Below are 26401 nucleotides of genomic sequence, written 5' to 3' on the forward strand. Positions count from 1 at the left end.
GCCCCTGCAGTTTTCGCCGAAAACCTGGAAAGGCCTTCGCCGCTTGTCTGCTTTTCGGCCCCGACCATGTTCCATCTTCTGTCCCGCACCCGTCTTGCCTCGCGCATGGCCCTGGCCTTTGCGCTGGTCTGCCTGGTTACCTCGCTGGCCGCGGCCATCGGCATTTGGCGGCTGAACGGGCTGCAAGACATTGCCGATGACCTGGGCGGCCCGTCGACCGAGCGGGCGCTGCTGGCGCGCGAGCTGCACGCCATCGCGGTGCTCAGCTCGACCCGGGCCGAAGCCCTGCTGGTCTCCGACAACCCGGCCTTCACCAGCCGCACCAATGCCGACCGCAAGGCCACCTCGGCCCGCTCAGAAGTCGTGCGCAAGCGGCTGGAGGCCCTGGCCGACAGCGATGAAACCCGGCGCCTGTTTGCCGAGATTGACGCCAAGGGCGATAGCTTTCGCAAGGTGCGCGACGGCCTGGTCAAGCGCAAGACGGCGGGCGAGGCGGTGCCGGACGACGCCATCGAGCGCGATCTGCGCCCCGCCGCCGAACGCTACGCCGCCGCCGTCAACGACCTGGCCAGCTACCAGCAGCAGCGCGTGGCCGAGGCCCGCGCGGCCGCGCTGCGCAGCGAGCGCAACGGCATCGCCCTGCTGCTGGGCGGCTCTTTGCTCGGCGTGCTGCTGAGCGCTGGCTGCGCCTGGCTGCTGTCGCGCTCCATCGTGCGGCCCTTGTCTGCGGCCTCGGACATGGCCGGGCGTATTGCGCAGGGCGACCTGACCCACGCGGCCTTGAGCGCACAGGCCGGCAACCGCGATGAAGTACAGGCGCTGCTGGTGGACCTGGGCGCCATGCAGTCGCGGCTGGCGGCGGTGGTGGTGGGCATGCGCGGCGCCAGCGATTCGGTGGCTATGGCCAGCGCCGAGATCGCCACCGGCAACACCGACCTGTCGGCGCGCACCGAGCAGGCGGCGTCCAACCTGCAGCAGATCGCGGCCAGCATGGAAGAGCTGGTCACCACCGTGCGCCAGAGCGCGGATTCGGCGCGCCAGGCCACGCAACTGGCCGGCACGGCCTCGGGCACGGCCACGCGCGGGCGCGAGGCGGTGGCGAAGGTCGTGGTCACCATGGACGGCATTGCCGCGGCCTCGCGCAAGATCTCCGACATCACCGGCGTGATCGACGGCATCGCCTTCCAGACCAACATCCTGGCGCTCAACGCCGCCGTGGAAGCGGCCCGCGCCGGCGAGCAGGGCCGCGGCTTTGCCGTGGTGGCCGGCGAGGTGCGCAGCCTGGCCCAGCGCTCGGCCACCGCCGCCAAGGAGATCGGCAGCCTGATCGGCGACAGCGTGCGCCAGATCGACACCGGCGCCCGCCTGGCGCAACAGGCCGGCGTCACCATGGGCGAGATCGTCGACTCGGTGCAGCAGGTCAGCACCATCATCGGTGCCGTCAGCAACGCCGCCGACGAGCAAAGCCTGGGCCTGGGCCAGATCGGCGAGGCGGTGTCGCAGCTGGACCAGATGACGCAGCAGAACGCCGCGCTGGTGGAGGAATCCACCGCCGCAGCCGAAGGCCTGAAGGGGCAGGCGGTGCGCCTGGCGGAGCTGGTGGGTACCTTCCGGCTGCCAGTGCAGGGCTAGATTTTTTTGGTGAAATAGGCCTCTAGCCCAGGTGCTGCCTGGGCTTGTAGCTATCTATTTGATAGTTGTTCTGTTGTACGAGGCGCCAGGCAGGCATCACGCATTCACCACTACGCCGCGCTCGATCCGCGCCGCGCCCGCCACCACCAGCTCGCGCAGCACTTCGCGCAGCCACTCTTCAAACGCCGCCTCGGCAAAGTAGCGCGCCTGCAGCATCTGCAGATAGGGCACGGCCCCTGCCCATTGCAGCAGGGCGGGCAGCTCCTGCCGCTGCCACTCCAGCAGCTTGAACTTCACCAGCACCTTGGCGGCATGCACCGCGTGCCGGGCCGGGTCGCGCACGAAGCCGTCGAGGCGGCGGCGGGCGGTGGCCAGGGCGGCGGCGACGTCGGTGAAGACCGGGCCGTGGCCGGGCACGACGGTGGCGGGGGCGAGGGATTCGATCAGGTCCAGCGTGGCGTCCACGTCGGCGAAGGCGTGCTCGCCTTCCAGCTCGGGAAAGACCACGCCAAAGCCGCTCTGCCACAGCGCGTCGGCCGACAGCAGCACGCGCGCGTGCGGGTCGAACAGCAGCAGCGCATGCGGGTCGTGGCCGGGCGCGGCGTGGATCTGCCAGGGGCGCCCGCCCAGCGCGATCTTGCCGCCGGGCGGCAGCACGCCGTCGCACTGAAAGCGCGGGCAGTCCTGGCCGGTGGCGGCGTAGCTCAGGGCGGTTTCGTCCCAGTTGCGCACGGCCTGGGCGTCGCCCGGCGGCACCAGGGTGCGCAGCGCCGGGTAGCGCTGCTGCAGCGCGGCGTTGCCGCCGCAGTGGTCGCTGTGCAGATGGGTGTTGATCAGCAGCGCCAGCGGCTGGCCGGCCAGCGCGTGCTCCACCAGCGCCAGGGTCTGCTCGGCATGGCTGCAGTAGCCGCTGTCGACCAGGGTGGCGGGGCCGTCGGCGGTGGCAAACAGCACGCTGTTGGCCGACAGCCAGCCGCGTTCCAGTACCTGCATGCCGGGCGAAAGAATATGCATGAAATATGCCTTTAGCCCTTACTGCACCTGGGCATATAGCTATTGATAAGTGAGCGTGCCCTGCATGGGGCTAGCCTGCTCTCAATTCGCGCCGCAGGATCTTGCCGACGTTGGTCTTGGGCAGCGACTCGCGGAACTCGATGCTGCGCGGGCGCTTGTAGCCGGTCAGGCGCTCGTGGCAGAAGCGCAGTACCTCGTCTTCGGACAGGCCCGGGTCCTTGCGCACGACAAACACCTTGATCGCCTCGCCCTGCTTCTCGTCGGCCACGCCGATGGCGGCGCATTCCAGCACGCCGGGGCAGAGCGATATGACGTTCTCCAGCTCGTTCGGGTAGACGTTGAAGCCGCTGACCAGAATCATGTCCTTCTTGCGGTCGACGATGCGGGTGATGCCTTCCTCGTCCATCACGGCGATGTCGCCGGTGCGCAGAAAGCCGTCTTGCGTGAAGGCGCGTGCGGTTTCCTCGGGCTGGTTCCAGTAGCTGCGCATCACGTTGGGGCCGCGTATGCACAGCTCGCCGGCGGTGCCGGCGGGCAGGCTGTGGCCCTCGTCGTCCTTGATGGCGATGTCTATGCCCGGCAGCGGCAGGCCGATGGTGCCGCTGAAGCTCTCGGCGGTGACCGGGTTGTTGGTGCCGATGGCGCAGGTCTCGCTCATGCCCCAGCCTTCGATCATGGTGCTGCCGGTCTGCTCTTTCCAGGCGCGCGCCGTGCCCACCGAGGCCGCCATGCCGCCGGCCTGCGAGCAGGCCAGCGACGAGAAGTCGATGGTCTTGAACTCGGGGTGCTGCAGCAGCGCGTTGAACAGGGTGTTGACCGCCGGCAGCATGTGGAAGGGGCGCTTTTTAAGCACCGCCACAAACTTGCCGATGTCGCGCGGGTTGGGGATCAGCGTCAGGTGCGAGCCCTGGCGGATGGCCAGCAGGCACAGCGTGAGCGCGAAGATGTGATACAGCGGCAGCGCCGCGATGCCATTGACCTTGGACGGGTCGCCAACCCGGCCCAGCGCCGGTGTAAACCAGGCCTCGGCCTGCAGCACCGCCGCGACGATGTTGCGCTGGGTCAGCTCCGCGCCCTTGGACAGGCCGGTGGTGCCGCCGGTGTATTGCAGAAAGGCCGCGTCGCCCAGCGTGGTGCCGTGCGGCGCCAGCGTGCGGTCGGCGCCGGCCCGCAGCGCCTCGCGCCAGAGCGTGACGCTGCGGCCATTGGTGATCGGCAATTGGTAGGGCGGCACCATCTTCTTCAGATGCCGCACGGCAAAGGTGATCCAGGCGCCGTAGCTGCCGCCCAGCAGGTCGCCCATGGCGGTGACGGCCACGTGGCGCACGCCGGTCTGCTCCACCACCTCGGCCAGCGTGTGGGCGAAGTTCTCCAGGATGATGATGGCGCTGGCGCCGGAGTCGGTCAGTTGGTGGCGCAGCTCGCGTGCGGTGTAGAGCGGGTTGACGTTGACGCAGACATAGCCCGCGCGCAGCACTGCCGCCATGGCCACCGCGAACTGCGGCACGTTGGGCAGCATGATGGCCACGCGTGCGCCCGGCTCCAGGCCCAGCGACTGCAGCCAGGCACCCAATGCGGTGGAGTGGCGATCCAGTTCGCCATAGCTCATCCAGCGGTCCATGCAGACCGAGAACGGCTTGTCGGCATGGGCCTTGAAGGCTTGCTCCAGCAACTGCGGCAGCGAGCCGTAGCGGTCCGGGTCGACGCTGTGCACGACGCCTTCGGGGTAGTGGGTGAGCCAGGGGCGATGGTCCATGCGGAGTCTCCTTTTGTGCCCCATTCTGGGAGGCGATGTGGGCCAGTGGCCTTGGGGCTTTACCTAGGAGGGGCTGTTTCACTGTCGCCTGCGCGGCTGTGCGACGATGGCCCCATGCTCGCCCGACTCCAGCAACGCATCCTCTTCGGCTTCGTCGTGGCGATCTGCGCCTGGGGCCTGTTGTGGTGGCGCTGGTCGCCCGCGCTGGCCGTGGCCGGCATGGTGTTGCTGCTGTTGGGCCATACGCTGGTGCTGGGCCTGGAATGCGTGGCGGTGGGCGTGGCCAACCGGCGCGATCCGGCGCCTGCGCCGCAGGCCCTGCAACTGCTGCGGGCCTGGGGGCAGGAAACGCTGATGGCGCTGCGCGTCTTCTGCTGGCGCCAGCCGTTCCGGCCCGACGCCGTGCCCGACTACCTGCCGACCAACGGCAGCGCCCAGGGCCGCCAGGGCGTGGTGCTGCTGCACGGGCTGGTGTGCAACCGCGGCTTCTGGGCGCCCTGGATGACCGAGCTGCGCCGGCGCGGCGTGCCCTGCGTGGCAGTCAACCTGGAGCCAGTGTTTGCCGCCTCGATAGACGACTACGTGCCCCAGGTCGAGGCCGCGGTGGCGCAGGTCGCGGCGGCCACGGGCCGGCCACCGCTGCTGCTGTGCCACAGCATGGGCGGCCTGGCGGCACGCGCCTGGCTGCGCTGGGCCGGTGATGCGCGCCGGGTGCGGCGCATCGTCACCATCGGCTCGCCACACCACGGCACCGCGCTGGCGGCCTTCAGCCACACCGGCAACGGCCTGCAGATGCGCCTGGACAGCGCCTGGCTGCAGGCGCTGGCGCAGACCGAGAGCACAGAGCGCCGCGCGCTCTTCAGTTGCTGGTACTCCAATTGCGACCAGATCGTGTTCCCGGCCTCGACCGCCACGCTGGCGGGCGCCGACAGCTACTTCGTGCCCGGCCTGCCGCATGTGGCGCTGGCCTTTCATCCGCCGCTGATGGCTGCGGTGCTGGATGAGATCGCGCCACGCCGATAAATGAGAATGGTTAGGATTTAGAATCCTGGGGTTTTCCCCCATTCACCCCGGGCGCGCTCGCCGCCCGCGTCCGACGGGCTGTCAGGCCGCCTGTCCAGACCATACGAGGAAGAGACCCATGTCGACCAGCCCTACGGGCCTGTGGTGTGGCGCCGCGCTGGCGCTGGCCGCCGCCGCTCCAGTTGGCGCGCAGACCGCGCCTGCCGCCGATGCCGCCGCGCCCCACACCACCGCGCTGCCTGAAATCATCGTGCAGGAGCGCGCGCAAGAGATCGGCTACCAGCCCAGGCGCGCCACCACCGCCACCCGCACCGACGCCGCCATCCGCGATGTGCCGCAGGCCATCGCCGTGGTGCCGGCCGAGGTGCTGCAGGACCAGCAGGTGCGCAACATCGACGAGGCGCTCTACAACGTCAGCGGCATTACCCAGGCCAACACGCTGGGCGGCACGCAGGACGCGCTGATCAAGCGCGGCTTTGGCTACAACCGCGACGGCTCCATCCTGCGCGACGGCGTGCGCACCGTGCTGGCGCGCAATCTCACCTACACCACCGAGCGGGTGGAAGTGCTCAAGGGCCCGTCCTCGGTGCTGTATGGCGTGATCGATCCGGGCGGCATCGTCAACATGGTCACCAAGAAGCCGCAACTGGCCTTCGCCGGGCAGGCGGCGGTCACCAAATCCAACCTGGGCTCTGGCGCCTCGCTCGACCTGACCGGCCCGCTGGGCGAGAACGGCCTGGCCTACCGGCTGATTGCCGACTACAGCGACACGCACTACTGGCGCAATTTCGGTACCAACCGCCAGTCGGTGATCGCGCCTTCCATCGCCTGGTACGGCGGCGCCACCACGGTGCGCGTGTCCTACGAGCACACCGAGTACGAGCAGCCCTTCGACCGTGGCACCGTCATCGACAGCCGCACCGGCAAGCCGGTGGCCACGCCGCGCGAGCGCCGCTTCGACGAGGCCTACAACCGCACCATCGGCGACTCGGACTTCTTCACCGTGCAGGCCCAGCACGCGCTCAACAGCGACTGGAAGCTCAACGGCACCTACAGCTACAACCGCAACCGCTACGACGACTACCAGGCGCGCGCGGTGTCGCTGAACCCGACCACCGGCGCGCTGACGCGGCGGCCCGACGGCACGCGCGGCGCGCTCAGCCAGCAGCATGTGCTGCAGCTCAACGCCCAGGGCAATCTGCAGGCCGGCGGCCTGCGCCACGAGCTGCTGGCCGGCGTGGACCTGGAAGACAGCAACATCTACCGCCGAGATCTGATCCGCGGCAGCAACGACAGCAGCTTCAATATCTACAACCCGGTGTACGGCCTGCTGCCGTATTCCACCAATGTCAGCGCTGCCGACAGCGACCAGCGCGACAAGCTGCAGTCGGCCTCGCTGTTCGTGCAGGACTCGGTCCGCCTGAGCCCGCAGTGGCTGCTGCAGGCCGGCGCGCGCTACCAGAGCTACCACGAGATCGCCGGCAAGGGCCGGCCCTTCAACGTCAACACCGACGTCGATGGCCGCAAGTTCATCCCGCGCCTGGGCGTGGTCTACCAGCCCGATGCGCTCTGGTCCTTCTATGGCAGCTACAGCCAGTCCTTCAAGCCCAACACCTCGATTGCCTCGCGCATCGATGCGCTCGCGCCCGAGCAGGGCCAGGCCTGGGAAGTGGGCGCCAAGCTCGACATGCCACAGGGCCTGGCCGTCACCGCCGCGCTCTACGACATCCGCAAGAAGAACGTGCAGGTGTCCGAGACGCAGAGCAATGGCGACATCGCCGTGCGCGCGGCCGGCCGGGCGCGCTCGCGCGGCTTCGAGCTGGACGCGGCCGGCAGCCTCACGCGGCAGTGGAAGCTGATCGGCTCCTATGCCTACACCGACGCCAAGGTCACGCAAGACCCGGTGCTGGCCGGCAAGCAGTTGCAGAACGTGGCGCGCAACACCACCTCACTGTTTGCCACGCACGACTTCGGCCGCGACGCCTGGGGCGGCCGCTGGCGCGCCGGCGGTGGTGCCCGCCACGTGGGCCGCCGCGCGGGCGACAGCGCCAACAGTTTCTTCCTTGATGCCTACACCGTGGCCGATGCCTTCGTCGCCTACGAGCGCAACTGGGACGGCCGCTTGCTGCGCCTGCAGCTCAACATCAAGAACCTGTTCGACAAGACCTACTACCCGTCGGCGGCCAACAACGTCTATGTGGCTTTGGGCGAGGCGCGCCAGGCCGTTCTGCGTGCAAGCGTGGACTTCTAGTGGAACACCCCCAGGCTGCGCGCTTCGCGTCTTCGCCAACCCCCTTGCAGGGGGCACATCCAGCGGCCCGGCAAAGCCGGTTCCGCGGATGTCCTGGCATGGCCTGCTCCGCGGCCTTTGGTGTTTGTGCGGAGCGCGTGAGTAATTAAGAAGAAGCAGCGGGCTCCAGCCCGCCGCCACCCGCGATGGACATGTTCAAGAAAATCTGGTTCCAGCTGCACTGGTTTGTCGGCATCACCGCCGGCAGCGTGCTGGTCGTCATCGGCCTGACCGGGGCCGTGCTGGCCTTTCGCGAAGAGGTGGTGGATGCCATCAACCCCGGCGTGCGCCATGTTGCTCTGCGCGACGCGCCGGTGCTGGCGCCGGCGCAACTGCTGGCCGGCGTGCAGCAGGCGCAGCCGGGGCGGGTGGTCACGACCCTGACGGTTTCCAGCGTTCCCGGCACGGCGGCGCGCGCGCTGTTCGCGCCGCGCGAAGGCCAGCGCCGGGGCGAGGCGATCTACCTCGATCCCTACACCGGCGCGCAGCAGCCTGTGCTGCGCGGCGACGGCTTTTTCGACTGGGTCGAAGAGCTGCACCGCTGGCTGCTGCTGCCACGCCCGCAGGGCCGCATCGCGGCCGGCACCCTGGCGCTGTGCCTGATGGGGCTGGCGCTGTCGGGCCTGTACCTGCGCTGGCCACGCCGGCCGCTGAACTGGCGTGCCTGGCTCACTTTCGATCCCGCGTTGAAGGGCCGCTCCTTCCTGTGGGGCCTGCATTCGGTGCTGGGCACCTGGGCGTTGCTGATGTACCTGGTGTTCACCAGCACTGGCATCTACTGGGCCTTCGATGTGGTGCGTGACCAGGTCGATGCACTGGCGGGCTCACCGCGTCCACCGCGTGCGCCGGCCGCGCCCCGCAGCGGGCCGCCGGCTGAGCCCTTCACGGCCGATGAACTGGCGCGCGGCTGGGCGGTGTTTCAGCCCGCCGCCGGGCCCTGGGAAGAGGCGGTGCTGCGCCTGCCCGCGCGCTCTGGCCAGGCGCTGAGCGTCACCTGGCTGGCGCTGGATGCGCCGCACGAGCGCGCCCGCAACCGCATGAGCGTGCAGCCCGCCACTGGCGAGGTTAAGCAGGACGAGCGCTACGCCGACAAGACCATGGGCGGCCGTTTCCTGGCCGCCATCTACCCGCTGCACATGGGCACCTACTTCGGCCTGCCCGGCCGCATCGTCATGGCCTTGGCGGCGCTGGGCCTGCCTGCATTCGCCATCACCGGCTGGATGCTCTACCTGGACCGGCGCCGCAAGAAGCGCGCGCTCAAATTGGAGCGCGCCCGCATGCCCGCAGCCGCGCCCATGGCCGGGGAGGGCGTGCTGGTGGCCTATGCCAGTCAGTCAGGCACGGCCAAGCGCATCGCCTTGCAAAGCGCTGCGGCGCTGCAGGCGGCAGGCGTGGCTGCGACGGTGCAGCCCTTGGGGCGGCTCGATCTGGAGCAACTGCGCCACCACCGGCGCGCGCTCATCGTCGCCAGCACCTTTGGCGACGGCGATCCGCCCGATAGTGCGCGCCGCTTTGCCCAGCAATTGGCGCACGGTAGCGGCGCCGCGCTGGCCCATCTGCAGTACGGGCTGCTGGCGCTGGGTGACAGGCACTACGCGCGCTTCTGCGGCTTTGGCCACACGCTGGACCACGGCCTGCAAAAGCTCGATGCGCAGCCGCTGTTTCCCATGGTCGAGGTCGATGACAGCGATGCCGTCGCGCTGGCGCGCTGGTCCGCCGCACTGGGTGCGCTCGCAGGCAGCGCGGTGGCATTGCCGGTAGAGGCGCCCGCAGCCTATCAACGCTGGCGCCTGACCGAACGCAAGCTGCTCAACCCAGGCAGCAGCGGCGGCCCGTTGTTCGAACTGACACTGACCCCCGCCACGCCAGAGGCCATGCAAGACTGGCGCGCCGGCGCGCTGCTGGACCTGCTGCCGCGCCATGCGCCAGAGCAGGTCGCGCTCAGTTTGCAGGCCTTGGGCATGGATGGCGAAGGCACGCTGGCCGAGCAGCTGTCGCGCAGCGCCCTGCCCGCGCCGGGCAGCAGCTTTGCCTCTGCCCAGGCGCTGGCCGACAGCCTGCAGCCGCTCAGCCCGCGCCGCTACTCGGTCGCCTCGCTGCCGCAGGACGGCAGCCTGCAACTGCTGGTACGCCAGGAGCGGCATGAGAACGGCCTGGGCCTGGCCTCGGGTTGGCTCACCGCCCATGCGCCCCTGGGCGCAGAGCTGGAGCTGTGCCTGATCGACAACCCGGCCTTCGCGCCCGCCGTGGGTGATGTGCCCTGTATCTTCATCGGCAATGGCTCGGGCCTGGCTGGTCTGCGCTCGCATCTGCGCGCGCGCGTGGCCGCAGGCCGGCGGCGCAACTGGCTGCTGTTTGGCGAGCGCCAGCGCGCGCATGACCTGTTGTGCGATGCCGAGATCACGCAATGGCTGGCCCAGGGCCAACTGGAGCTGCTGGACCGCGTGTTCTCGCGCGACCAGGCCAGCCGCATCTATGTGCAGGACCGGCTGCGCGAGCAGGCCGATGTGCTGCGCGATTGGCTGGCGCAAGGCGCCGTGCTGTTCGTCTGCGGCAGCCTGGACGGCATGGCGGCGGGCGTGGATGCGGCACTGACTGACATCCTGGGCGCTGCCACATTGGAGGATCTAATCGCCGAAGGCCGCTACCGACGCGACATTTATTGAAACACCCCCAGGCTTCGCGCACTGCGTGTCGCTGCGCCAACCCCCTTGCAGGGGGCACATCCAGCGGCCCGGCAAGCCGGTTCCGCGGATGTTTGCGCCTGGCCTGCTCCGCGGCCTTTTGCATTGGGTGGTTTCATCCGCCGCATGTAGTGCATGGCTCGACGTCTACTGCCCTCCGGGCGGACGCCATTGACAGTCCGCTCACGGCTCTCACATACTGAAATTCGCCGAGGCCTCGGCGTTTTCAGGAGCGCCCGTGATGCCAGACCTCGTGCCCGACACCGCAGCGGACGCAGACGCGCTGGGCGCGCTGCTGGCGCGCCAGCAGGCCGCCTTTGCTGCGGCGCCTTACCCCTCGCTGGAGCAACGCCGCAGCACGCTGCGCCGCCTGCGCGCGGCGATCCGCCAGCATGCTGCGGCACTCGCTGAAGCCGCCAAGCGCGATTTCAGTGCACGCGCCGAGGCCGAGACCATGATGGTCGACGTGCTGCCCAGCGTGCTGCACATCAACCACCTGCTGGGCGGTTTGCGGCGCTGGATGAAGCCTTCGCGGCGGCATACGGAGTTGCTGTTCCTGAGCAACCGTGCCTACGTCATGTACCAGCCCAAGGGCGTGGTCGGTGTGGTCGTGCCGTGGAACTTCCCCATCTACCTGGCGCTGGGCCCGCTGGCTACCGCGCTGGCGGCCGGCAACCGCTGCATGGTGAAGACCTCTGAATTCGCGCCGCAGACCTCGCATGCGCTGCGAACGATGTTGGCGGAGGTCTTCGCAGCAGATGAAGTGGCCGTGGTCGAGGGCGATGCTGAGGTGGCGCGGTGCTTCACCGCATTGCCCTTCGACCACCAGGTCTTCACCGGCTCACCAGAGGTGGGTCGCCATGTGATGCGCGCCGCGGCCGACAACCTGACGCCAGTGACGCTGGAGCTGGGCGGCAAGTCGCCGGCCGTGGTGTCGCGCAGCGCCACCTTGGCGGTGGCGGCACGCCGCATCGCGCATGGCAAGACGGTCAACAGCGGCCAGACCTGTGTCGCGCCCGACTACGCGCTGGTGCCAGAAGAGCTGGCCGACACCTTCGCCGCTGAAGTGCTGGCTGCGGCCGGCAAGTTCTTCCCGCCCGGCAGCGAGGACTACACGGCGGTGATCCACGACCGTGCTTACCAGCGCCAGCAGGCCTTGCTCGACGATGCCCGCGCCAAGGGTGCGCGCGTGCTGAGCAGCCAGATGTCCGATCAGGGCCGGCGCCTGCCGCTGCAGGTGGTGCTGGGCGTGACGCCCGACATGCGCCTGGCGCGCGAGGAAATCTTTGGCCCGATCCTGCCGGTCTTCACCTACCGTGGCATGGACGATGCCATTGCCCATATCCAGCGCGGCACGCGCCCGCTGGCGCTCTACTACTTCGGCCATGACAAGTCCGAGTCCGATGCCCTGCTGCAGCGCACGCACGCGGGCGGCGTCACCTTGAACGACTGGGGCTGGCATGTGGTGAACCACGATTTGCCGTTTGGCGGCATCGGCACCTCGGGCATGGGCAACTACCACGGCGCCGAGGGCTTTCGCGAGCTGTCGCATGGCAAGGCGGTGTTTGCCGAGCAGCGCTGGTTCCCGATAGAGCTGTTCCACCCGCCCTATGGCAGTTGGGTGCAGCGGCTGGCGCTGAGGCTGTTCCTGCGCGCAAAGCGGTAGATCGCCAAGGTCCGCGCGCCATCACAAGAACGGAGACAGCATGGAATTCGACTACGTCATCGTCGGTGCCGGCTCGGCCGGCTGTGTGCTTGCCAATCGCCTGAGCGCAGACCCGGCCGTCAGCGTCTGCCTGGTCGAGGCCGGCCCGCGCGACCGCTCACCCCTGATCCACATGCCCGGCGGCATCATCGGCATCCTGCCCACGCGGCATGTGAACTGGGCCTTCAAGACCGTGCCGCAGCACGGCCTGGGTGGTCGCCAGGGCTACCAGCCGCGCGGCAAGACGCTGGGCGGCAGCAGCGCCATCAACGCGATGATCTATATCCGCGGCCACCGCAGCGACTACGACGATTGGGCCGCGCTGGGCAACCCCGGCTGGTCCTATGACGAGGTGCTGCCCTGGTTCCGCCGCTCGGAAGACTTCCATGGTGGCGCGAATGCCTTCCATGGTGCCGGCGGCGAGTTGCACGTGGGCACGCTGGCCGCGCACCCGGCCACCCAGGCCTTCGTCGAGGCCGGGCGCGCGGCGGGGTATCCCGTCAACACCGACTTCAATGCCGCCGAGCAGGAAGGTGTGGGTCACTACGACGTGACGATCCGCGACGGGCGCCGCTGCAGTGCCTCGGTGGCCTTCCTGCACCCACTGCGCGGCGTGCGCCCCAACCTGACGGTGCTGACCGGCGCGCATGCGACCGGCCTGGTGCTGGAGGGCAAGACGGTGCGCGGCGTGCAGCTGCGCATGAAGGGTCGCCCCTTGGAGCTGCGGGCCCGCCGCGAAACCCTGCTGGCGGCAGGCGCCTTCGGCACGCCGCAATTGCTGCTGCTGTCAGGCATAGGCAGCGAGGCCGCCTTGCAGCCGCACGGCATCGCGCAGCGCCATGCGTTGCCCGGCGTTGGCCAGGGGCTGGTGGACCATCCCGACTACGTGCTGCCTTACACCACCACCGACCGCTCGCTGGCCGGTCTGTCGCCGCGCGGCCTGGCGGCCATGGCAGGCGCCTTGTTCGAGTACCGCGCGCACCGTACCGGCCTGTTTGCCAGCAACTTTGCCGAGGCCGGCGGCTTTCTTCGCACCGACCCGGCGCTGGCCCGCCCGAATGTGCAATTGCATTGGGTGACCGGCATCGTCGACGACCACAACCGCAAGCTGCACACGAGCCATGGCATGAGCTGCCATGTCTGCGTGCTCCGGCCCAAAAGCCAGGGCTCGGTCGGCCTGCAGTCGGCTGACCCGCTGGCGCCGCCGCGCATCGATCCCAACTTCCTGGCGCACGACGAAGACGTGGCGGTGCTGTTGAAAGGCTACCGGATGTCGCGCGAGATCATGGCCGCCGCGCCCTTGGCGCGCTATGCGCCGCAAGAGATGTACGTGGACAAGGTACACAGCGAGGACGAACTGGTGGCGCTGCTGCGCCGCCGCACCGACACCAACTACCACCCGGTCGGCAGTTGCCGCATGGGCAGCGATGAGATGGCCGTGGTCGACCACCGGCTGCGCGTGCGCGGCCTGGAGCGCCTGCGCGTGATCGATGCATCCGTCATGCCGACGCTGGTGGGCGGCAACACCAACGCGCCCTCGATCATGATTGGCGAGAAGGGTGCGGCCATGGTGCTGGAGGACGCTGCCCCTATTCGCTGAGCTGGATCTGCGCAACAAAGCTGCAAAATGCAGCGCATGGAAGCACTCGACAAGCTTGATATCCTGATCCTGCGCAAGCTGCAGGCAGATGGCCGCGCCACCTACGAGCAGATCGCCGAGGCCGTGGGCCTGTCGCCCAGCGCCGTGCTGCGCCGGGTGCGGCGGCTGGAAGAAACCCGCGTGATCGACCGCTACGTGGCCCTGGTGCGGCCCGAGGCGGTGGGCCTGGGGCTGACCGCCTACCTCAACGTGCGGCTGGAAAAGCACACCGAGACGCACAAGCGCAACCCCATGGACCTGTTCCGCGCCAGCGTGCAGACCTGGCCCGAGGTGGTCGAGTGCGCCGCCCTGACCGGCGAGATGGACTACCTGCTGCGCGTGGTGGTGGCCGACATGGCGCACTACAGCCGCTTCATCATGGACACGCTGCTCAAGCACCCCAGCGTGGAAGACTGCAAGACCAGCTTCGTACTGGACCGAGTAAAAACAACCACCGCCGTGCCGGTGTAGGCGCCCTGACTGGGCGCATCGCTTTACATCGCGTCGAGCACAAAGAAGCAGAAGGCTGCGGAGCAGGCCATGCTCAGCCTCCTGCAGGGAGTTGGCGGAGACGCAAAGCGCAAAGCCTGGGGGCGTTGCATGTCAGGTCAATTGCTCCCACAACGGCTGCAAGGCCGCACGGTCGCGCTCGGTCAGGCCATGCGCGGGCCACAGGCATTCGCGCTGGAGTGCGGTCAGCCGGTAGCGCAGTTCGCCCAGCGCCATGCGCCGCTCGAACTGCGGTTCGGCCGCATCGTCCTGGCCGGCCGTGGACCACAGTCCCATGCCATTCCAGCCGGTGCGCAGGCGGCGCAGCAGGTGGCTGGCCTTGGCGGCCACGCTGCGCAGTCCGGCCGAGCTGCCGGCGCGCTCCACCAGCGCATCGGCCCGCTGCAGGGCCGCTGCAAGCCGCAGATCGATATCGGCCAAGCTGCCGGCGTCGGCCATCACTGCGGCGTGGACGTGCACCAGGTCTTCCGCCGCATCGTGCGCGGCAGAGGCAATAAAGCCCGCCCAACGACTGGCGTACTCGCCCGGGATCGCCCGCAAAGCAAAGCTGGCGCGGGCCAGCGGGCTGGGGGCGGACGCGGCAATGCCCTGCGTGGTTTCCACCACGGCCAGCAACTGACCGAGGGGCGATATGGCGTCGCCCGCCAACTGGCGCGGATAGCCGCTGCCGTCGAGCCGCTCATGGTGTTCGCCGATGGCCCGCGCCAGCTCCGGGGGATAGTCGGTCTGCGAGGCCAGCAGCGATTCGCCGATGCGCGGGTGGGCGACGATGTGGCGGTAGTCCTCCGGGCCCAGCGCCTGGTCGGCCTGCAGGTACCAGGGGTGCACGTACATCTCGCCGATGTCGTGCAGCAGGCCGCCGAGCAAGGCCAGGCGCACGAAATGGTGGTCTTGCGCTTGCGCCGCGCCGGCCATGGCGCCGGCCAGCACCATGCCGCGCACCGCATGCTCGTAGGTCGCGGGCTGCGACGTCCGGGCGGTGGTCAGCAGCAGCTGTGCCACTGGGTGCAGGCTCAACTGGCGTAGCTCGCGTGTGAGCACGGCGGCATGGGGCCGTGCGGCGCGGGCCAGCGCGTGCCCGCTGGCCAGGAAGGCCTCGGCATCGCCAAGCAGGTTCGCCAGGGTTACGCCGTCCTGGGCGCGCAGGCAGGATTCGAGCGGGCGCTTGAGCTTGCGCTCCAGCAGGCGCTGCTGCAGCGCGCGGGTGACGGGCTGGCCGCTGGACCAGAGCTTGACGTCGTGCTCGTCGTAGATGTCCTCGGCCGCGACGATGTCGCGCTGCTCTGCGGTGTCCACGATCAGTTGCAGCGCATGCGGGTTGGCGTCCGGGGCGGCGCCGCTCGGAGCAGGGGGCATCAGGGTTCTTTCCATGGGGCCGACAGGAGAAATGCAGGAAGCGGGCCAGACCCCGACATGGGCCAGATGCTGCATGGCTTGTGTGGACTTTACATGGCAGTACATGGGGCCTAGGGAAAACCCTTAAAATCCAGGCCATGATCGCTCCCGTGTCCCTGCTCCAAGCGTCCCTCAATGCCGGACGGCATTGGCTGCGCCCTTCGCGTACTGCGGATGACGGCGCACCGGCGCTGCCGCCTGCTTTGGTGCCGATCCGCTCGCTTGGGCCCGCCTACCGCGAGCGCATTGCCGCGCACCTGTTGGCGCTGGACCCGGAAGACCGCTACCTGCGTTTTGGCTACGCCGCCAGCGACGAGCAGATCCGGCGCTATGCCCAGGAACTGGACTTCGCGCGCGACGAGATCTTTGGCATCTACAACCGCCGGCTGGAGTTGATCGCGGTCGCGCACCTGGCCTATGGGCGCGAGCCGGGGCAGGGCAGCCGCGCGGAATTCGGTGTCTCCGTGGTCAAGTCGGCACGTGGCCGTGGCTACGGCGCACGCCTGTTCCGGCGCGCCATGATGCATGCCCGCAACGCCGGCGTGGCCGAGATCTTCATCTACGCGCTGAGCCAGAACGGCGCCATGCTGAGCATCGCGCGCAAGGCCGGGGCCACGGTGCAGCGCGACGGCTCCGAGGCCGAGGCCTATCTGCGCCTACCGCCCGCGGACCTGGACAGCCGCCTGTCGCAACTGCTGGAGCAGCAGTTCGCCGAGGTGGACTACCGCCTCAAGGTGCAGGCCAAGCATTTCTGGGACGCGATCGGCGACGTCCAGGAAATCCGCCAGGGCGTGCGCGACGGCCGCCAGCGCTCAGGCCAATAGTCCGCCGGATGCCCGGTGCGGCCGCGACGGCCGATCCGCGCTATCCTTGACGCCTGCCCACTACTGCACGTCCTGCACCTCCAGACTGTGTCTGAACCGCACCCCGCGCGCGTCGAACGCGAAGACAAGCGCACATTCCTGCAGAAGGTCGCCGAATTCATTCATCCGGCGCCCGAGTCCAAGGAAGAGCTGATCGAAGTCCTCTCCGCCGCCGAGAGCAACGACGTGATCGGCGCCGAATCCCGTGTGATGCTCGAAGGCGTGCTGCGCCTGGCGGACAAGACCGCGGGCGACGTGATGGTGGCGGCGCCGCGCATGGACCTGGTGGACATCGACGCGCCCTATGAGGAGCTGCTGTACCTCGTGATCGACACCGCGCACTCGCGCTTCCCGGTCTATAGCGGCGAGCGCGAGAACATCATCGGCATCCTGCTTGCCAAGGATTTGCTCAAGCTCCAGCGCGCACCTGAACTCAATATTCGAGCGCTGCTGCGCCCAGCGGTGTTCGTGCCCGAGAGCAAGGGCCTGAACGACCTGCTGCGCGAGTTTCGAGGCAACCGCAACCACCTGGCCATCGTCATCGACGAGTTCGGCCGCGTGGCCGGCCTGATCACCATCGAGGACGTGCTGGAAGAAATCGTCGGCGAGATCGAGGACGAATTCGACATCGCCGAGGACGAGGGCGACATCTTCGCCCTGGCCGACCGCACCTACCGCGTCAGCGGCGATACGCCGGTCGAGCGCGTCGCCGAGGCCTTTGAGGTGACGCTGCACGCCAGCGACGCCGATGAAGAGTTCGACACCATTGGTGGCCTGATCTCGCACGAGCTGGGCCATGTGCCGCGCCGCGGCGAGACCTGCGTGCTGAGCGGCCTTCAGTTCCAGGTGCTGCACGTCAAGGGCGGGGCGGTGCGCTGGTTCAAGGTGTCGCCCGCAGCGGCTGCCGACGCCGGCTGATGGCGCGCTCCGCCACGGCCTGGTCGTTCTCGTCCGCGCCGGGGCCTGGCCTGCCAGCCGCGCTGGCTTTTGCCGTGGTGGCGGGATTGGCGCAGGCGATGTCCATCGCCGATCCTTGGCATGGGCAGCCGCTGTGGTGGCTGCAAATTCTGTCGCTCGCAGGCTTGTTCGTGTTGCTGGAGCGCAGCTCCTCAGTGCGCCAGGCGGCGTGGCTGGGTTGGGGGTTTGCCACCGCCTGGCTGGCTGGCACCTTCTGGTGGCTGTTCATCTCCATGTACACCTACGGCGGCCTGGCCGCGCCGCTGGCAGGGGCGGCTGTGTTGGGGCTGGCCGCTTTTCTTGCGCTGTACTACGGCCTGGCTGCTGCCTGCTGGCGCGCCTGGGCGCCGGCCTCGCCGGCGGCGCGTGCACTGCTGTTGGGCATGCTGTGGCTGCTGGCCGAGCTGCTGCGTGGCAGCCTGTTCACAGGCTTCCCGTGGGGGGCTGGCGGCTATGCCCATGTCGACGGTGCAGCGCCCTGGCTGGCGCCCTGGATCGGGGTCTATGGCGTGGGCGGCCTGGCGGCAGTGGGGGCGGCATGGCTTGCGCTGTGCGTTTTGGCACGCCGCTGGCTGGGCTTGGGCCTGGGGCTGGTGGTGATCGCTGCGGCCTCGCTCTGGCCGTTGCCGGCCGACGATGCGCCGCCGGTGCCGGGCGCCACGCTGTCGGTGGCGCTGCTGCAGGGCAACATCCCGCAGGACGAGAAGTTCCAGCCCGGCAGCGGCGTGCCGCTGGCCCTGCAGTGGTATGCCGAGCAATTACGCGATGCGCGTGCCGCGCTGGTCGTGGCGCCAGAGACCGCCATTCCGCTGCTGCCGCAGGATCTGCCGGCGGGCTACCTGGATGCGCTGCAGCAGCGTTTCTCCAGCGGCACGCAGGCCGCGCTGGTGGGCATCCCGCTGGGCTCGCCGCGCGAAGGCTACAGCAACGCCGCCATCGGCCTGGCGCCAGGCTTGGCGCAGGCCTACCGCTACAACAAGCACCACCTCGTGCCTTTTGGCGAATTCATTCCGCCCATGTTCCGCTGGTTCACCGAGATGATGAACATCCCGCTGGGCGACTTCAACCGTGGCGGCCTGGGCCAGCCGGCCTTCGACTGGCAGGGCCAGCGATTGGCGCCCAACATCTGCTATGAGGATTTGTTCGGCGAGGAAATCGCACGCAACTTCAGCGATCCGGCGCGGGCGCCCACCATCCTCGTCAACCTGACCAATATCGGCTGGTTCGGCGACAGCGTGGCGATCGACCAGCATCTGCAGATCTCGCGCATGCGCACGATGGAATTTGCGCGCCCGATGGTGCGCGCCACCAATACCGGCGCCACCGTTGTCATTGACCACCATGGCCGGGTCACTGCCGCGCTGCCGCGCTATTCGCGGGGCGTGCTGGAGGCCTGGGTGGAGGGACGCGGGCTGAGCGATGCGCAGCTCACGCCCTATGCCCGCTGGGCGTCGCGCTGGGGTCTGCTGCCGCTGTGGGGTATGGCACTGGCTGTGCTGCTGGTCGCGGGCATTGCCGCGCAACGCAGAAAGCACTGAGCCGGGTCTTGTGGCGGGGCAGTTCACATGCCTTCATGCACAAAACGCATGACGTGAAATGCCCCTAAGCGGGCGCCGCAGGACTACCATCGCGCCGGGCCACGGTGCTGTTTGCGGTGCCGTACTGTGACGATGCCAAGCGGGGTCGTCGCAGCCGGATGCCGAGCGCTTCGGAGCCCCCCATTACCTGCGCAGTTTGTCCGCCAGCGGCGGGAAAGCAAGCCATGAAGCTCGAGAAATCCGTTCCTCTCTCGTTTGTCCAGTCGGCCCCTGACAGCCCTTGGACTACCTACTTGTCGCAGGTGGACCGGGTGGTTCCCTACCTTGGCCCGCTGGCCAAGTGGGTTGAGACGCTCAAGCGCCCCAAGCGCACGCTGATCGTCGATGTGCCGATTGAAATGGACGACGGCACGGTGCGCCACTTCGAGGGCTACCGCGTGCAGCACAACCTGTCGCGCGGCCCGGGCAAGGGCGGTGTGCGCTTCCACCCCGATGTCACGCTGGAAGAAGTCATGGCGCTGTCGGCCTGGATGACGGTGAAGACGGCTGGCGTGGGCCTGCCCTTCGGCGGTGCCAAGGGCGGTATTCGCGTCGATCCCTCGCAGCTTTCGCACAAGGAGCTGGAGCGCATGACGCGGCGCTACACCAGCGAGATCGGCATCATCATCGGCCCGCAGCGCGACATCCCGGCACCAGACGTGAACACCAACGCCCAGATCATGGGCTGGATGATGGACACCTACTCCATGAACACCGGCGCCACCGCTACCGGCGTGGTCACCGGCAAGCCGATCCACCTGGGTGGCTCGCTTGGCCGGGTCAAGGCCACCGGCCGCGGCGTGTTCGTCACCGGCCGCGAGGCAGCACGGCGCCTGGGCCTGCCGCTCGAAGGCGCACGCATTGCGGTGCAGGGCATGGGCAATGTGGGCAGCACCGCGGCTGAGCTGTTTGTGGCCGCCGGCGGCAAGATCGTCGCCATGCAGGACCACAGCGGCACGCGCGTCAACCCGCACGGCTTTGACATCGAGAAGGTGCGCGCCACGCTGGCCCGCGAAGGCGGCATCGGCAACCACAAGGAAGGCGAAGCGGCTGACTCCGAAGCCTTCTGGGACGTGGACTGCGACATCCTGATCCCGGCCGCACTCGAAGGCCAGATCACCGCCGAGCGTGCGGGCCGCATCAAGGCGCGCCTGGTGCTTGAAGGCGCCAACGGCCCGACGCTGCCGCAGGGCGATGACGTGCTGCAGGACCGCGGCATCCTGGTGGTGCCGGACGTGATCTGCAATGCCGGCGGCGTGACCGTCAGCTACTTCGAATGGGTGCAGGATTTCAGCAGTTTCTTCTGGACCGAAGACGAGATCAATGTGCGCCTGGACAAGATCATGACCGACGCGCTGCTGCACATCTGGGACACGGCTGATCGCCACAAGATCACCTTGCGCACGGCCACGTTTGCCGTGGCTTGCGAGCGTATCCTCATCGCTCGCGAAGAGCGCGGGCTCTACCCCTGAACAAGTGGCAGGGCGCGTAGTCCACGCGCCCTTCGCGTTCTTGTCGAAGCAGGTGGCACGCGGCTTGCGTGTGCCTTGCTCGTCTATTGCATCAACCAAAGGAGATCGTTTCATGTACCTGTCCCCCCGCTTTCGTGCCTGGATGGCCGGAGCCAGCTTGCTGGCCCTCGGTTCGCTGGCATCGGCGCAACCCGCAGCTGTTGCGGCACCCGATCCGGCCAAGCCCAATGTGGTGATCCTGGCCACCGGCGGCACCATTGCTGGCGCCGGCGCCAGCACCGTGAACAGCGCGAGCTATGCCGCTGCCAAGGTCGCAGTCGACAAGCTGATCCTCGGCCTGCCCGAGCTGAAGAACCTTGCCAACGTGCGTGGCGAGCAGACCTTCCAGATCGCCTCCGAGAGCTTCACCAACGACGCGCTGCTGACGCTCGCCAAGCGCGTGTCGGCCCTGGTCAAGCAGCCTGACGTGAACGGCATCGTGGTCACCCACGGCACCGACACGCTGGAAGAAACCGCTTACTTCCTGCACCTCACCGTGCACACCGACAAGCCCATCGTGGTGGTCGGCTCCATGCGTCCGGGCACGGCACTGTCGGCCGACGGCGCGCTCAACCTGTATGACGCCGTCAGCGTCGCAGCCTCCAAAGATGCAGTGGGCAAGGGCGTGCTGGTCACGATGAACGACGAGATCCAGTCCGGCCGCGATGTGGTCAAGCTGACCAACATCAAGACCGATGCCTTCAAGAGCCAGTGGGGCCCGCTGGGCATGGTGGTGGAGGGCAAGAACTACTGGTTCCGTTCGCTCGCAAAGCGCCACACCAACCAGAGCGAATTCGACATCGACCAGATCCAGGCACTGCCGGTGGTTGATATCGTCTACGCCTATGGCAACGTGCAGCGCTCGGCAGTCGATGCCATCGGCGCCACGCCTGGCCTGCAGGCCATCGTGCATGCAGGCACCGGCAACGGCTCCGTTGCTGACCGCCTGGTGCCGGCACTGCAAGAACTGCGTGCCAAGGGCATCAACGTGATCCGTTCCTCGCGCGTGCCAGCCGGCTTCGTGCTGCGCAATGCAGAGCAGCCTGATGACAAGTACGACTGGGTGGTTGCACACGACCTGAACCCGCAGAAGGCCCGCATCCTGACCATGGTCGCGCTGACCAAGACGCGCGATCCGAAGGAACTGCAGCGGATCTTCTGGGAGTACTGATCCGCCAGCCGAAAAAAGAAGAAACCGATAGCTGTCACACACAGCCGCCGAGCCCTTTGGGCCGGCGGCTTTTTTCATGGTGGTGTCGTGAAGAAGGGGGTTGGCGGCCAGCCCCGTAAAATCAAAGGTTTACCGGGCCGCACGGGATTCGTTGTGCGCGCCCTTTCCGCGCGGGCGTCGGCCCGCCGAAGCACATCACGCCATGTTGAACTTCCAGCAAATCATTCTGAAACTGCAGTCGTACTGGGCCGACCAGGGCTGCGCGTTACTGCAGCCCTACGACATGGAAGTCGGTGCTGGCACATCGCATACCGCCACCTTCCTGCGCGCCCTGGGCCCTGAGCCATGGAAGGCCGCCTATGTGCAGCCGAGCCGTCGCCCCAAGGATGGCCGCTATGGCGAGAACCCCAATCGCCTGCAGCACTACTACCAGTACCAGGTGGTCTTGAAGCCCGCGCCCTCCAACATCCTGGAGCTGTACCTGGGCTCGCTCGAAGCGTTGGGCTTTGACCTGAAGAAGAACGATATCCGCTTTGTCGAAGACGACTGGGAGAACCCCACGCTCGGCGCCTGGGGCCTGGGCTGGGAGGTGTGGCTGAACGGCATGGAAGTCACGCAGTTCACCTACTTCCAGCAGGTGGGCGGCATCGACTGCAAGCCGATCACCGGCGAGATCACCTATGGCCTGGAGCGCCTGGCGATGTACCTGCAGGGCGTGGACAACGTCTACAACCTGCAGTGGACCGATGGCCTGAGCTATGGCGATGTCTACAAGCAGAACGAGGTCGAGCAGTCGACCTACAACTTCGAGCACAGCGACGCCGACTTTTTGTTCACGGCCTTCAACGCGCACGAGAAGCAAGCCAAGCACCTGATGGAGCAGCAGCTTGCGTTGCCAGCCTACGAGCAGGTATTGAAGGCCGCGCACAGCTTTAACTTGCTGGATGCGCGCGGTGCGATCAGCGTGACCGAGCGCGCGGCCTACATCGGCCGCATCCGCAACCTGGCGCGTGCCGTGGCACAGAGCTACTACGAAAGCCGCGAGCGCCTGGGCTTCCCGATGGCACCGCGCGAGTGGGTAGCGCAGATGACGAAGAAGGCGGCCTGAGAGAAATGACAACGATGACGACGAACAAGAATCTGCTGGTCGAGCTCTTTGTGGAAGAGCTGCCGCCCAAGGCCTTGAAGAAGCTGGGCGATGCGTTTGCCGCCGTGCTGGTCGAGCAGCTCAAGGCCCAAGGGCTTGCAGGCACCGCCTCTCGCATCACCGCCTTTGCCTCCCCGCGCCGGCTGGCCGTGCATGTCACCGAAGTGGCCGGGCGCGCCGCCGACCGCGCGCAGTCGCAAAAGCTCATGCCGGTGGCGGTGGGCTTGGACGCGGCCGGCAACGCCACGCCCGCGCTGCTGAAGAAGCTGGCCGCGCTGGGCGCCGATGCGTCGGCCGTGGCCGGCCTGAAGCGCCAGCAGGACGGCAAGGCCGAAGCCCTGTTCTACGACAGCACCGCGCCTGGCGCCACGCTGGCCGATGGCCTGCAGAAGGCGCTGGCCGAGGCGATTGCCAAGCTGCCCATCCCCAAGGTCATGGGCTACCAGCTCGAATCCGGTTGCGAGCTGCCCGGTTGGAGCACGGTCAGCTTCGTGCGCCCGGCGCACGGCCTGGTGGCGCTGCATGGCAGCGAAGTGCTGCTGTCGGTCACGGCGCTGGGCCTTACGGCCGGCAACGCCACGCACGGCCACCGCTTTGAGGCCAAGCTCGATCCGGTGGTGCTGCGCGATGCCGACAGCTATGCCGAGCAACTGCGCGAAGAAGGCGCAGTGATCGCCAGCTTTGCCGAGCGCAAGGCCGAGATCGCGCGCCAACTGCAAGCCGCAGCCGCGCGCATTGGCGGCGGCGTGCTGCCTATCGAGGACGACGCGCTGCTGGATGAGGTCACGGCCCTGGTCGAGCGCCCCAACGTGCTGGTCTGCCAGTTCGAAAAGGAATTCCTCGGCGTGCCGCAGGAATGCCTGATCCTCACGATGAAGGCCAACCAGAAGTACTTCCCGCTGCTGGACGCGGCGGGCAAGCTCACGCACCAGTTTTTGGTGGTGAGCAACATCACGCCGGACGATGCCAGCGCGGTGATCGGCGGCAACGAGCGCGTGGTGCGCCCGCGCCTGGCCGATGCCAAGTTCTTCTTCGACCAGGATCGCAAGAAGACGCTGGCCTCGCGCGTCGAGGGCCTGGGCAAGGTGGTCTATCACAACAAGCTGGGCACGCAGGGCGAGCGAGTGGAGCGTGTGCGCGCCATCGCCAAGGCCATTGCGCAGCAATTGGGCGGCGCCGATCTGGCGGCGCAGGCCGACCAGGCCGCGCAGTTGGCCAAGACCGATCTGGTGACCGACATGGTCGGCGAATTCCCCGAGCTGCAAGGCACCATGGGCCGTTACTACGCGCTCAATGACGGCTTGCCGCAGGCGGTGGCCGACGCCATCGAAGACCACTACAAGCCGCGCTTCGCCGGCGATGCACTGCCGCGCAATGATGTGGGCGTGGTGGTGGCCCTGGCCGACAAGCTGGAGACCCTGGTGGGCATGTTCGGCATCGGCAATCTGCCGACCGGCGACCGCGATCCATTTGCGCTGCGGCGTCATGCGCTGGGCGTGGTGCGCATGCTTTCCGAGAAGGGCCTGCCGCTGGACCTGGACGCTCTGGTCCGCGCGGCCGTGCCGGCCTTTGGCGACAAGGTGCAGGACCCGTCTGCGGCGCTGCTCGACTTCATCTACGACCGCCTCGCCGGCACCCTGCGCGAGCAAGGCTACAGCGCACAAGAGGTGGACGCCGTGCTGGCCCTGCGCCCGCAGCGCCTGGGCGATGTGCCCAAGCGCCTGGCGGCGGTCCGCGCCTTTGCCGCACTGCCCGAAGCCGCAGCCCTGGCAGCGGCCAACAAGCGCGTCTCCAACATCCTGAAGAAGGCCGATGCAGTCGATGCCCATGTGAGCGAGCTGCTGCTGCAGGAGCCGGCTGAGAAAGACCTCTACGCCGCGCTGCAGCGCATCGCGCCGCAGGCCGACGCGCAGTTTGCCGCGGGTGACTACACCGCCTCGCTGCAGACTTTGGCCGCGCTGCGTGCACCGGTCGATGCCTTCTTCGACGGCGTGATGGTCAATGCCGAGCAAGCCGACCTGCGCCTGAACCGTCAAGGCCTGCTGCAGGTGCTGCACAAGGCCATGAACCGCGTGGCCGACCTGTCGCGCCTGGTGGCCTGACGCAGCCCATTGCCGCCCCGGAGGCCCCATGAAACTCATCATCCTCGACCGCGACGGCACCATCAACCAGGGCCATGGCGACTACGTCACCAGCGCCGACGAATGGCAGCCGCTGCCGGGTGCGCTGGAGGCGATCGCCCAGCTCAACCATGCGGGCTTCCACGTGGTGGTGGTGTCGAACCAGTCGGGGTTGGGGCGCGGGCTGTTTGATGTGGATGCGCTCAATGCCATGCACACCAAGCTGCACAAGCAATTGGCGGCGGCGGGCGGGCGGGTGGATGCGATCTTCTACTGCCCGCATGGGCCGGAAGAAATCTGCACCTGCCGCATGCCGCAGCCTGGCCTGCTGCTGCAGATTGCCGAGCGCTATGGCATAGAGCTGCAGGGCGTGCCCATGGCCGGCGACCGGGTGCGTGACCTGCAGGCCGCGGTGGCTGCGGGTTGCGAGCCGCACCTGGTGCTGTCCGGTGCGCACCAGAGCTCGCTCGGCAGCGGCGGCGAGCCGTTGCCGGCGGATCTGCCACCGGGCACGAAGGTGCACGCAGACCTGGTCGCCTTCGCTGCCTTCGTGGTTGAGCGCGATGCGCTGGCACCGCTGCGCATGGCCGTTTGACTGCTACTAAAAATATAGCTATAAGTCGTTGACTGATAACGGCTTAAGCCATAAATCACTAGAAAATATTTTCCATGTCCCTGATCCGTTCCGTCCTGCATGCGCTCTGGATGCTCGTCACCGTCATCCCCTGGGCGATCATCATGCTGGTCGCCTCGCTCTGGCGCCGTGGCCCGCCGCTCTACTGGATGGCCGCGCGCTGGCTGGGCTGGGCGGTGAGCGGCGCACGCGTGCTGCTGGGCATCCAGGTGCGGGTGCAGGGCATGGAACACCTGCCCACCGGCGAGACCAGCGCCGCCGTGCTGCTGGTCAAGCACCAGTCCACTTTCGAGACCTTCCTCATGCCCACGCTGATGCCGCATCCGCTGGCCTACGTGTTCAAGAAGGAACTGCTGCAGGTGCCTTTCTTTGGCTGGGCCATGGGCCGGCTCGACATGGTGCACATCGACCGCCGCGACGGCACGCGCGCCTTTGCCAAGGTGGTGGCCCAGGGCCGCAAGCTGCTGGCGCAAGGCGTGTGGGTGATCATGTTCCCGGAAGGCACGCGCATTCCGCGCGGCCAGAAGGGCGTCTATAAATCCGGCGGCGCACGCCTGGCCATCCAGACCGGTGCGCCGGTGGTGCCGGTGGCCGTGACCTCGGCCAAGTGCTGGCCGCGCAAGGCCTTCATCAAGCGCCCGGGCGTGGTCGATGTATCCATCGGCCCGGCGATCCCAAGTGTTGGCCGCAAGGCCGACGAGCTGATGCAAGAGGTGGAAGCCTGGATTGAAGCTGAGATGCGCCGGCTCGACCCCGAGGCCTACCGGTAAACC

The 26401-nt window shown here is 68.0% G+C and carries 19 protein-coding genes; 16 read left to right on the forward strand and 3 right to left on the reverse strand.

Annotation, left to right across the window (positions count from 1 at the left end; all coding sequences use genetic code 11):
* The first annotated feature begins 66 nt into the window (after window positions 1–66).
* Window positions 67–1632, forward strand: coding sequence for a methyl-accepting chemotaxis protein (locus AAFF27_05125; protein ID XAH24578.1), 1566 nt, complete (start codon window positions 67–69; stop codon window positions 1630–1632).
* Window positions 1633–1728: 96 nt separating this feature from the next.
* Here AAFF27_05125 and AAFF27_05130 read toward each other — a convergent pair whose 3' ends face one another.
* Window positions 1729–2646, reverse strand: a complete 918-nt coding sequence (locus tag AAFF27_05130; GenBank protein ID XAH24579.1) for an MBL fold metallo-hydrolase — start codon at window positions 2644–2646, stop codon at window positions 1729–1731.
* 70 nt (window positions 2647–2716) lie between these two features.
* On the reverse strand, window positions 2717–4402 hold the full coding sequence (locus tag AAFF27_05135) for an AMP-binding protein (GenBank protein ID XAH24580.1): 1686 nt from the start codon (window positions 4400–4402) through the stop codon (window positions 2717–2719).
* 114 nt (window positions 4403–4516) lie between these two features.
* Between AAFF27_05135 and AAFF27_05140 the strand changes: the two genes are divergently transcribed.
* From AAFF27_05140 to AAFF27_05165, 6 genes are all read left to right on the forward strand, one after another.
* On the forward strand, window positions 4517–5425 hold the full coding sequence (locus AAFF27_05140) for an alpha/beta fold hydrolase (protein XAH24581.1): 909 nt from the start codon (window positions 4517–4519) through the stop codon (window positions 5423–5425).
* Between the two features lie 118 nt (window positions 5426–5543).
* Window positions 5544–7676 carry a TonB-dependent siderophore receptor gene (locus AAFF27_05145; GenBank protein ID XAH24582.1) on the forward strand — a complete coding sequence of 711 codons (2133 nt, stop codon included), beginning with the start codon at window positions 5544–5546 and terminating at the stop codon, window positions 7674–7676.
* 191 nt (window positions 7677–7867) lie between these two features.
* Entirely contained in the window at window positions 7868–10381 is a 2514-nt protein-coding gene (locus tag AAFF27_05150) for a sulfite reductase flavoprotein subunit alpha (protein ID XAH24583.1), read from the forward strand.
* 259 nt (window positions 10382–10640) lie between these two features.
* Entirely contained in the window at window positions 10641–12065 is a 1425-nt protein-coding gene (locus tag AAFF27_05155; GenBank protein ID XAH24584.1) for a coniferyl aldehyde dehydrogenase, read from the forward strand.
* A gap of 40 nt (window positions 12066–12105) precedes the next feature.
* On the forward strand, window positions 12106–13704 hold the full coding sequence (locus tag AAFF27_05160) for a GMC family oxidoreductase N-terminal domain-containing protein (GenBank protein ID XAH24585.1): 1599 nt from the start codon (window positions 12106–12108) through the stop codon (window positions 13702–13704).
* A gap of 36 nt (window positions 13705–13740) precedes the next feature.
* Window positions 13741–14214: an Lrp/AsnC family transcriptional regulator gene (locus AAFF27_05165; protein XAH24586.1), complete on the forward strand. Its 474-nt coding sequence runs from the start codon at window positions 13741–13743 to the stop codon at window positions 14212–14214.
* Between the two features lie 132 nt (window positions 14215–14346).
* Here AAFF27_05165 and AAFF27_05170 read toward each other — a convergent pair whose 3' ends face one another.
* Window positions 14347–15609, reverse strand: a complete 1263-nt coding sequence (locus tag AAFF27_05170; GenBank protein ID XAH24587.1) for an HD domain-containing phosphohydrolase — start codon at window positions 15607–15609, stop codon at window positions 14347–14349.
* Window positions 15610–15746: 137 nt separating this feature from the next.
* On the opposite strand from AAFF27_05170, the gene AAFF27_05175 reads away from it, so the two are divergent.
* From AAFF27_05175 to AAFF27_05215, 9 genes are all read left to right on the forward strand, one after another.
* Window positions 15747–16472 (forward strand): GNAT family N-acetyltransferase, encoded by a 726-nt coding sequence (locus AAFF27_05175; protein ID XAH24588.1) that lies wholly within the window; start codon window positions 15747–15749, stop codon window positions 16470–16472.
* Window positions 16473–16559: 87 nt separating this feature from the next.
* Complete coding sequence (locus tag AAFF27_05180; GenBank protein ID XAH24589.1) at window positions 16560–17429, forward strand: transporter associated domain-containing protein; 870 nt, start codon at window positions 16560–16562, stop codon at window positions 17427–17429.
* The gene (gene lnt, locus AAFF27_05185; GenBank protein ID XAH24590.1) at window positions 17429–19006 is read left to right on the forward strand and encodes an apolipoprotein N-acyltransferase; all 1578 of its coding nucleotides are present in this window, start codon (window positions 17429–17431) and stop codon (window positions 19004–19006) included. Before AAFF27_05180 ends, lnt begins: the two co-directional genes overlap by 1 nt.
* Before the next feature lie 224 nt (window positions 19007–19230).
* Window positions 19231–20517: a Glu/Leu/Phe/Val dehydrogenase gene (locus AAFF27_05190; GenBank protein XAH24591.1), complete on the forward strand. Its 1287-nt coding sequence runs from the start codon at window positions 19231–19233 to the stop codon at window positions 20515–20517.
* Window positions 20518–20629: 112 nt separating this feature from the next.
* Complete coding sequence (locus AAFF27_05195) at window positions 20630–21727, forward strand: asparaginase (protein XAH24592.1); 1098 nt, start codon at window positions 20630–20632, stop codon at window positions 21725–21727.
* 202 nt (window positions 21728–21929) lie between these two features.
* Window positions 21930–22835: a glycine--tRNA ligase subunit alpha gene (gene glyQ, locus AAFF27_05200; protein ID XAH24593.1), complete on the forward strand. Its 906-nt coding sequence runs from the start codon at window positions 21930–21932 to the stop codon at window positions 22833–22835.
* 14 nt (window positions 22836–22849) lie between these two features.
* Window positions 22850–24976: a glycine--tRNA ligase subunit beta gene (gene glyS, locus AAFF27_05205; GenBank protein ID XAH24594.1), complete on the forward strand. Its 2127-nt coding sequence runs from the start codon at window positions 22850–22852 to the stop codon at window positions 24974–24976.
* Between the two features lie 28 nt (window positions 24977–25004).
* Complete coding sequence (gene gmhB / locus AAFF27_05210) at window positions 25005–25589, forward strand: D-glycero-beta-D-manno-heptose 1,7-bisphosphate 7-phosphatase (protein XAH24595.1); 585 nt, start codon at window positions 25005–25007, stop codon at window positions 25587–25589.
* 74 nt (window positions 25590–25663) lie between these two features.
* The gene (locus tag AAFF27_05215; protein ID XAH24596.1) at window positions 25664–26398 is read left to right on the forward strand and encodes a lysophospholipid acyltransferase family protein; all 735 of its coding nucleotides are present in this window, start codon (window positions 25664–25666) and stop codon (window positions 26396–26398) included.
* Window positions 26399–26401 lie beyond the last annotated feature (3 nt).

The organism is Xylophilus sp. GW821-FHT01B05 (assembly GCA_038961845.1).
In the GTDB taxonomy this organism is placed as follows: domain Bacteria; phylum Pseudomonadota; class Gammaproteobacteria; order Burkholderiales; family Burkholderiaceae_C; genus Xylophilus.